Raw genomic sequence first — 7,198 nt, 5'->3', positions numbered from 1 at the left:
GCCGGACCCCCCAAGCGCGCCCCAGCCCCCTCCTATGAGGGGGCTAAGCCATTCCTATGGTAGGGCAAAGAATTCCTTTGGGTACTGCCGGTAGCGCCCGGGCCACGGCTACGTTCCTCCCGCACCCTGACATGTCACGCTCATTCACTGCCATGCCAGGTGTGAGTGTCATGCTCATGACTGCGCGGTCACGCCGCCGCTTCACGCGCGTCACGGGCCTGCCAATCCAGTGCGAAACCCCACGTCAACCGGAGGCAGCACCCCATGCGTGAGTCACGCCCGAGCAGGCGGAGACGGAGTCTGCGAAGACTGGTCGCCGTCGCTTTCCCCGCCCTCGCCCTCACCGTCGCCGGTCTCGTCGCGGCCCCCACGGCCGGAGCACAGACCGCCGCCGGCCACCCCCAGGCCACCAAGGTCACGCAGAACGCCAGAGCGCTGACCGCCCCCGAGCGGCAGACCTTCCACCCTACCGGCAAGGCGGGCCAGAAGGTGCCGACCGAGCACCTGTGCGGCAAGCCCTCCCCGGGCCACGCGGCCTGCTTCGCCCAGCGCCGCACCGACATCAAGCAGCGGCTCGCATCGGCGGTCGCCGCCGCCGCGCCGTCCGGCCTCTCCCCGGCCAACCTGCACAGCGCCTACAACCTGCCCACCGCGGCCGGTTCGGGCATGACGGTCGCGATCGTCGACGCCTACAACGACCCGAACGCCGAGTCGGACCTGGCCACTTACCGCTCCACCTACGGCCTGTCCTCCTGCACCAAGGCCAACGGCTGCTTCAAGCAGGTCAGTCAGACCGGCTCCACCACCTCGCTGCCGACGAACGACAGCGGCTGGGCCGGTGAAGAGATGCTCGACATCGACATGGTCAGCGCGGTCTGCCCGAACTGCAGCATCATCCTGGTCGAGGCCAACTCCGCCAACGACACCGACCTCGGCATCGCCGAGAACGAGGCGGTCTCGCTCGGCGCCAAGTTCATCTCCAACAGCTGGGGCGGCTCCGAGTCCTCCTCCCAGACCAGCGAGGACACCTCCTACTTCAAGCACCCGGGCGTCGCGATCACCGTCTCCGCGGGCGACTCCGGCTACGGCGCCGAGTACCCCGCGACCTCGCAGTACGTGACGGCCGTCGGCGGCACCGCGCTCACCGCCGCCTCCAACTCCCGCGGCTGGAGCGAGTCGGTGTGGAACACCAGCTCCACCGAGGGCACCGGATCCGGCTGCTCGGCCTACGACCCGAAGCCGAGCTGGCAGACCGACACCGGCTGCTCCAACCGCATGGAAGCCGACGTCTCCGCCGTCGCCGACCCGGCCACCGGCGTGGCGGTCTACGACACCTACGGCGGCTCCGGCTGGGCGGTCTACGGCGGCACCAGCGCCAGCTCCCCGATCATCGCCTCGGTCTACGCCCTGGCGGGGACCCCGGGTTCGAGCGACTACCCGGCGAAGTACCCGTACGCCCACACCGGCAACCTGTACGACGTGACCAGCGGCTCCAACGGCTCCTGTTCCACCTCGTACTTCTGCACCGCCCGGACCGGCTACGACGGCCCGACCGGCTGGGGCACCCCGAACGGCACCGCCGCCTTCACCTCCGGCTCCACCAGTGGCAACACGGTGACCGTCACCAACCCCGGCAGCCAGTCCACCACCACCGGCAGCGCGGTCAGCTTGCAGATCCACGCCAGCGACAGCGCCGGCGCGGCCCTCACCTACAGCGCCTCCGGCCTGCCCACCGGGCTGTCCGTCAACAGCTCCACCGGCCTGATCTCCGGTACGGCGTCCACCGCGGGCACCTACCAGGTCACCGTCACCGCGAAGGACTCCACCGGCGCCTCCGGCTCGGCCTCCTTCACCTGGACGGTCGGCTCCTCCGGCGGCGGTGGCTGCACCTCCTCCCAGCTGCTGGCCAACCCCGGCTTCGAGTCCGGCAGCACCGGCTGGAGCGCGACCAGCGGCGTCATCACCAACGACACCGGTGAGGCGGCCCACAGCGGCTCGTACTACGCCTGGCTCGACGGCTACGGCACCAGCCACACCGACACGCTGTCGCAGTCGGTGACGATCCCGGCCGGCTGCAAGGCCACGCTCACCTTCTATCTGCACATCGACACCGCGGAGACCACGTCCAGCACCGCGTACGACAAGCTGACGGTCACCGCCGGTTCGACCACGCTGGCGACGTACTCGAACCTGAACGCCAACTCGGGTTACGCGCAGAAGACCTTCGACCTGTCCTCGCTGGCGGGCCAGACGGTCACCCTGAAGTTCAACGGCGTGGAGGACTCCTCGCTGCAGACCAGCTTCGTCGTGGACGACACCGCCCTGACGACCAGCTGATCCGCACCCTGTGACCAGGTGGTCCCGCACGCGGAAGCCGTCCGCGTGCGGGATCCTTTTTCCTTCGGGGTACGTCTCATCTGCACCACCCGGCCGCTCCCCGGCGGCCACGGCAGAAAGGCGAACCCCATGCGGCGTACGACGACCATCCTCGGCCTCGCGGCGGCAGCGCTGCTCCTCGCCGGATGCGGCTCGCACAGCGGCAAGGACGACTCGAGCGCCGGCAAGGTGGCGCCGTCGCCCTCCGCACCGGCCACGAGCGACTGCGCCCCCCTGGTGCAGCTCAAGGCCGCCGACAGCGGCCGTGCCGTCTGCGTGGCCAAGGGCGGCGAGGTCCGCCTGACCCTGGACGGCACCAAGTCCCGGCCCTGGAAGCCGGTGACGGCCCGGGGCAGCGTGCTGCAGGGCATCAACGCGGGCTTCGTCATCCAGCCGGGCCAGGCCACGGCCGCGTACCGGGCGGTCGCCACCGGCACCGAGAAACTGACGTCCTCCCGCCCCCTGTGCGCCGAGGCCACGGCTCCGGGTCAGATGTCCTGCAAGGGGATCCAGGAGTGGACGGTCACGGTGACCGTGAAGTGATCAGCCGGCGAGGTGCCGTACCTGGTCCCACAGCACCGGGTCGACCACGCCCACCCGGCGGCGGAAGTCGCCCACCGGCACCTCGCGCAACTCGTCGGTCTCCACGAAGCTGGGGCGGCCACGGGCGTCGCCGACCGCGCCGGGCGGCAGCGGGATCACCCCGGCCCGCTCGTCGTGGTACTTGCTGGTGATCTTGGCGACCGTGGCCCGGTTCCCGCGCACCGCCAGCACCAGGCACGGCCGGTCCCTGCGCTGGGCGCGGTCCTCGTGGGGGACGTCCGCCCACCATATGTCGCCGGGGGCCGGCCCGGGGGCCCCGCCCGGGTGCGTGCCCGCGCGGCCCAGCGCACCGAGGCGCCGGCCGGCGTAGCGGCGACCGCGTCCCCAGCCGTCGACGAGCGTGGCGACCAGCGCGAGCAGTACCACCGCCGCGAGCGCCAGCCACCAGGACGTGTCCATACGACGACGTTACCGGCGCGCGCCGAGGATTGCGCGCCCTCTGCGGAACCTTGTGCGCCCCCGGTCCAGCCGAACCGGTGACAGCACAGGTGAGTTCGCCCACAACGGCCCCTGGCGGAGGAGCGACCCGTGCTTTTGCGCCTTACGCTCGACGAACCGCACGGCCCCCGTTTCCCACCCTTGTGATCTTTTCCGCCAACGGAGGTTTCTGCTTCATGAAGCTCACCGTCGTCGGCTGCTCGGGGTCGTTCCCGTCCGCGGAATCGGCCTGCTCGAGCTACCTCGTCGAGGCCGACGGCTTCCGGCTGCTTCTCGACATGGGCAACGGCGCCCTGGGCGAGCTGCAGCGCCACTGCGGTCTCTACGACCTCGACGCGATCTTCCTGAGCCATCTGCACGCCGACCACTGCATCGACATGCTGGCTTATTTCGTCGCGCGCTACTACCGCCACGACGGCGGCCGCTGCGACCCGATCCCCGTCTACGGCCCCGAGGGCACCGAACACCGCCTGACCACGGCCTACGCCGACACTCCCTCCGCCTCCTCCATGAGCGAGGTCTTCGACTTCCGCACCGTCAAGCCGTCCACGTTCGAGATCGGCCCGTTCACGGCGCACACCGAGCGGGTCCGTCATCCCGTGGAGGCGTACGCCATCCGCGTCGAGCACGGCGGGCGGTCGCTGACGTACTCCGGCGACACGGGTGTCACCGAGGTGCTGGAGCGGCTGGCCCGGGACACGGACCTGTTCCTGTGCGAGGCCGCGTTCACGCACGGCAAGGAGGACATCCCGGATCTGCATCTCAACGGCCGCGAGGCGGGCGAGGCGGCGGCGCGTGCCGGTGCGCGGCGCCTGGTCCTCACCCACATCCCGCCGTGGACGGACCCCGCCATCAACCTCCGTGACGCGCGCGAGGTGTTCGCGGGGCCGGTGGAGCTGGCCGCGCCCGGGGCGACGTACGAGATCTGAGACCGCACGGGGGAAGGCCCCGGAACCCAAGCTCGGGTTCCGGGGCCTTCCGCGTGCCGCAGCGGCCGGACTCACGCCTTGGTGAGGTCCTCGACCTCCTCGTCGGGCTCGCGGCCCGGGGTCGGGAGGTTGAACCTGGTGATGGCGAAGCGGAAGAGCGTGTAGTAGATCGCCGCGAACACCAGGCCGATCGGGATGATCAGCCAGGGCTTGGTCGCCAGGTTCCAGTTGAGCGCGTAGTCGATGAAGCCCGCGGAGAAGGTGAAGCCCGCGTGGACGCCGAGCGCCCAGGTGACCGCCATGGACAGGGCCGTCAGCACCGCGTGGATCGCGTACAGCAGCGGCGCGATGAACATGAAGGAGAACTCGATGGGCTCGGTGACACCGGTGACGAACGAGGTCAGCGCGAGGGAGATCATCATGCCGAGGACGGCCTTGCGGCGCTCGGGCCGGGCGGAGTGCGCGATGGCGAGCGCGGCGGCCGGCAGACCGAACATCATGATCGGGAAGAAGCCGGACATGAACATACCGGCGTGCGGGTCACCGGCGAAGAACCGGTTGAGGTCACCGTGCACGACCTGGCCGGCGGCGTTCTTGTAGTCGCCGATCTGGAACCAGGAGACGGTGTTGACGAACTGGTGCATGCCGACCGGGATCAGCGCGCGGTTGACCAGACCGAACAGACCCGCGCCGAGCGCTCCGAGACCGGTGATCCACTCGCCGGCGTGCGAGATGCCCTCACCGATGGGCTTCCAGACCAGGCCGAAGAAGACGCCCATGGCGGTGCCGACGAAGGCCATGATGATCGGCACCAGCCGGCGGCCGTTGAAGAAGCCGAGCCAGTCGACCAGCTTCTTGCGGTGGTAGCGCTGCCAGAGCACGGCGGCCAGCAGACCCATCAGAATGCCGCCGAGGACACCGGGGTTGTTGTAGGTCGCGGCTATGTCCGCACCCTTGGTGATCTTGGCCTCGGTGACCGGGAACGCCTTCAGTACATTGCTGTAGACCAGGAAGCCGACCAGGGCGGCCAGCGCCGTCGAACCGTCCGCCTTCTTGGCGAAGCCGATCGCGACACCGATGCAGAACAGCATCGGCAGGTTGTCGAAGATCGCGCCACCGGCCGTGGCGAACACCGCCGTGACCTTGTCGGGCAGGTTCAGCTTGTCATGGATGTCCTGCTGGCCCAGGCGCAGCAGGATGCCCGCCGCCGGCAGGACGGCGATGGGGAGCTGCAGGCTGCGGCCGACCTTCTGCAGGCCCTGGAACAGGCCGGATCCCCGCTTCTTCGCGGGAGCCGCCGTGGCGGTGGCGGTGCTCATGGTGGGTTCCTCCATCGGGTGGTGGTCTACACCACTCAGTGGTGTAGACCTGTTGTAGCACGATGAAGGCCGGATAAGGAACCACGAAATCCGCGACCGGAGTACTACGCGGCGTGCCGACGCGCCAGGGCCTCACGCCTTGGTGACGTCCTCGACCTCGTCCTCGGGCTCACGCCCCGGCGTCTTCAGGTCGAACCTCGTGATGGCGAAGCGGAAGACCGTGTAGTAGACGACCGCGAAGCACAGGCCGATCGGGACGATCGCCCACGGCTTGGTCGCCAGGTTCCAGTTGATCACGTAGTCGATCAGGCCCGCCGAGAAGCTGAACCCGTCGTGCACCCCGAGCGCCCAGGTCACCGCCATCGAGACTCCGGTGAGCACCGCGTGGACGGCGTACAGAAGGGGAGCGATGAAGAGGAAGGAGTACTCGATGGGCTCGGTGATGCCGGTGACGAAGGACGTCAGCGCGACCGACAGCATCAGGCCGCCGACCTCCTTGCGGCGGTGCGGCTTGGCGCAGTGCGTGATCGCCAGCGCGGCCGCCGGCAGCGCGAACATCATGATCGGGAAGAAGCCCGAGGTGAACTGGCCCGCGTGCGGATCGCCCGCGAGGAACATGTTGATGTCGCCGTGCACGACCGTGCCGTCCGGCCTCGCGTAGCTGCCGAACTGGAACCAGATGGGCACGTTCAGGAACTGGTGCAGGCCCACCACGAGCAGCGCCCGGTTGGCGACCCCGAACACTCCGGCGCCCCACGCCCCGATCGACCGCAGCCAGTGGCCGAAGCTCTCCAGGGCCCCGCCGATCGGCGGCCAGATCCACAGGCACAGCGCCGCGAACACGATCGCGACGAAGGCCATGATGATCGGCACCAGGCGTCGGCCGTTGAAGAAGCCCAGCCAGTCCACCAGCCGCGTGCGATGGAAACGGGCCCAGAAGAAGGCGGTCAGCAGCCCCATGACGATGCCGCCGAACACCCCCGGGTTCTGGAAGGTGAACGGCGTCACCGACCCCACGCCCGCGCCGACGCTCACCTGGCAGCCGACCTGAGGGATCGCCTTCGAACCGCCGGGGCACGCCTCGGGGAACTGGTGCAGCACGCCGTAATAGACGAGGAAGCCCGCCACCGCCGCGAGCGCGGTGGAGCCGTCCGACTTCCTGGCCATGCCGATCGCGACACCCACGCAGAACAGCAGCGGAAGACCGAGGGAGCCGTCGAGGAGGGCGCCGCCCGCGCCCGTCATGACCTTGGAGACGGCCGTCCAGCCCAGGCCGCCGGTCCCGAACAGTTCCGGTTGCCCCAGCCGGTTCAGGATGCCCGCCGCCGGCAGCACGGCGATCGGCAGCTGCAGACTGCGGCCCATCTTCTGCAGGCCCTGGAACAGGCGGTTCCAGCGCTCCCGCGCCGGTCCGGCCGTGCTGTCGGCGGGCGCGCTGTCGGCACTCATGGCGTCCTCCCGGCACTCGACCCGCACGCGGTTTGGCGACCGTCCCCCCTGTGGTGTAGACCAGTTGGCGGACGGTTCCGCTGT

Annotated in this window: 6 protein-coding genes; 3 read left to right on the top strand and 3 right to left on the bottom strand. The window is 69.7% G+C overall.

Annotated elements, in window-relative coordinates:
• Positions 1-264: 264 nt before the first annotated feature.
• Positions 265-2,337, top strand: a complete 2,073-nt coding sequence (locus AC5WRT_RS19645; RefSeq protein WP_496100451.1) for a putative Ig domain-containing protein — start codon at positions 265-267, stop codon at positions 2,335-2,337.
• A gap of 129 nt (positions 2,338-2,466) precedes the next feature.
• Positions 2,467-2,919 (top strand): hypothetical protein, encoded by a 453-nt coding sequence (locus AC5WRT_RS19640; protein ID WP_496100450.1) that lies wholly within the window; start codon positions 2,467-2,469, stop codon positions 2,917-2,919.
• Here the strand turns inward: AC5WRT_RS19640 and AC5WRT_RS19635 are convergent, their stop codons facing one another.
• Positions 2,920-3,378 (bottom strand): type II toxin-antitoxin system PemK/MazF family toxin, encoded by a 459-nt coding sequence (locus AC5WRT_RS19635; protein ID WP_496094887.1) that lies wholly within the window; start codon positions 3,376-3,378, stop codon positions 2,920-2,922.
• Between the two features lie 215 nt (positions 3,379-3,593).
• Between AC5WRT_RS19635 and AC5WRT_RS19630 the strand changes: the two genes are divergently transcribed.
• The gene (locus tag AC5WRT_RS19630; protein ID WP_496094888.1) at positions 3,594-4,346 is read left to right on the top strand and encodes an MBL fold metallo-hydrolase; all 753 of its coding nucleotides are present in this window, start codon (positions 3,594-3,596) and stop codon (positions 4,344-4,346) included.
• Positions 4,347-4,417: 71 nt separating this feature from the next.
• On the opposite strand, the gene AC5WRT_RS19625 is transcribed toward AC5WRT_RS19630, so the two are convergent.
• Positions 4,418-5,665: a PTS transporter subunit EIIC gene (locus tag AC5WRT_RS19625; protein ID WP_496094889.1), complete on the bottom strand. Its 1,248-nt coding sequence runs from the start codon at positions 5,663-5,665 to the stop codon at positions 4,418-4,420.
• Between the two features lie 132 nt (positions 5,666-5,797).
• Positions 5,798-7,114: a PTS transporter subunit EIIC gene (locus tag AC5WRT_RS19620; RefSeq protein ID WP_496094890.1), complete on the bottom strand. Its 1,317-nt coding sequence runs from the start codon at positions 7,112-7,114 to the stop codon at positions 5,798-5,800.
• Positions 7,115-7,198 lie beyond the last annotated feature (84 nt).

The organism is Streptomyces sp. NTD91, from assembly GCF_059510455.1.
This window is presented reverse-complemented; position numbering and strand designations above follow the sequence as displayed.

Coding starts and splice junctions, on each gene's coding strand:
- AC5WRT_RS19645 (WP_496100451.1), top strand. CDS start 265: ATGCGTGAGTCACGCCCGAGCAGGCGGAGACGGAGTCTGCGAAGACTG.
- AC5WRT_RS19640 (WP_496100450.1), top strand. CDS start 2,467: ATGCGGCGTACGACGACCATCCTCGGCCTCGCGGCGGCAGCGCTGCTC.
- AC5WRT_RS19635 (WP_496094887.1), bottom strand. CDS start 3,378: ATGGACACGTCCTGGTGGCTGGCGCTCGCGGCGGTGGTACTGCTCGCG.
- AC5WRT_RS19630 (WP_496094888.1), top strand. CDS start 3,594: ATGAAGCTCACCGTCGTCGGCTGCTCGGGGTCGTTCCCGTCCGCGGAA.
- AC5WRT_RS19625 (WP_496094889.1), bottom strand. CDS start 5,665: ATGAGCACCGCCACCGCCACGGCGGCTCCCGCGAAGAAGCGGGGATCC.
- AC5WRT_RS19620 (WP_496094890.1), bottom strand. CDS start 7,114: ATGAGTGCCGACAGCGCGCCCGCCGACAGCACGGCCGGACCGGCGCGG.